General features: G+C 68.8%; 1 pseudogene. It reads right to left on the bottom strand.

The features are described from left to right. A pseudogene (locus GA0115259_RS08585) lies at positions 1 to 1,107 on the bottom strand (galactose oxidase); the annotation flags it as partial. Positions 1,108 to 1,136 lie beyond the last annotated feature (29 nt).

Raw genomic sequence — 1,136 nt, 5'->3', positions numbered from 1 at the left:
CTGGTCCCCCTGCCACAGCGGCAGCCACTTGTCCTCGGCGGCCGACCAGCGCTCGGCGGTCACGGACCCGCTGGAGTCCTCGCGCAGCCCGCCGAAGGACAGCACATCGCCGTTGCCCATGATCGTGGCCGACGGATACCAGTGGCCGTCGTTCATGTCGTTGGTCCTGCTGTAGGTCTCGGTGACCGGATCGAAGATGTACGAGTCCTTGTAGCCCTGGTAGCCGATCGTGCCGTCGGCCGACGGATAGCCCTTGTTGCCGCTCATCACCAGCACCCGGCCGTCGGAGAGCTGGACATGGCCGGCGCAGAACATGTCGTCGGGCGTGGGGACCATACGGTACGAGCCGTCCTCCGGGTCGTACACGGCGGAGGTGAACGTACCGGCCTCGAACATGTCCGTGTTGTTGCCGGAACCGGCGATCAGCAGCACCTTGCCGTTGTTGAGGACCACCGAGTGCATCGAGCGCACAGGATTCTCCGTCGGCAGGACCTCCCACCTGCCGTCCGCACACTCCTGGGCGGTCCCGGTGCACTCGGGCTCGACGGGCGGCAGCGCCACCTCTTCCATGGCGTAGTCGTCGGTGGTCACACTGCCCGTGCCGTACACCGACACACCCCAGGTGATCCGGTCGGTGCCGGGCGGTACGGCCGGAGTGCGGACCTCGGCGCGCTGGTAACCGGCGCTCAGATCAAGTGTCTTGAGGTCGGTCCAGTACTGCCAGCCGGCCGTGGTGTCATGCCGGAAGAGTGTGATCGCCGCGTCCGGTGTGGTCGACTTGTACCAGAGGGACAGGTCGTACTGCCGGTCCGGCACCACATCGGGCGCACACTCCACGGACTCCGTGATCAGCGCCTTGCGGTCGCCGTCGACACGGCGTGTCAGCTCGACCTTGAGCGCCTTGGTGCCGGAGTGGGCGTCGGCGACGGTCGCGAAGCTGAAGTCGTTGTCGCCCCAGCCGGACTGCTCCCAGCAGTACGGCATCGCTCCGGCGCCGCCCGCGCCCGCCGTCTCGAAGCCCGGGTTCTTGATGAGGTTCACACCGGCCGCGGCGGGCTGCTGCGCGCTGAGCAGCAGCCCGGCCGTGAGCGCGGCGACGGCGAGCAGGGCGGTACGGCGGCTGCGCCGCGCGGGCG

This window comes from Streptomyces sp. MnatMP-M17, from assembly GCF_900091995.1.
GTDB lineage: Bacteria > Actinomycetota > Actinomycetes > Streptomycetales > Streptomycetaceae > Streptomyces.
Note: the sequence above shows the minus strand (reverse complement) of the source record. Positions and strands in the feature narration are given on the sequence as shown.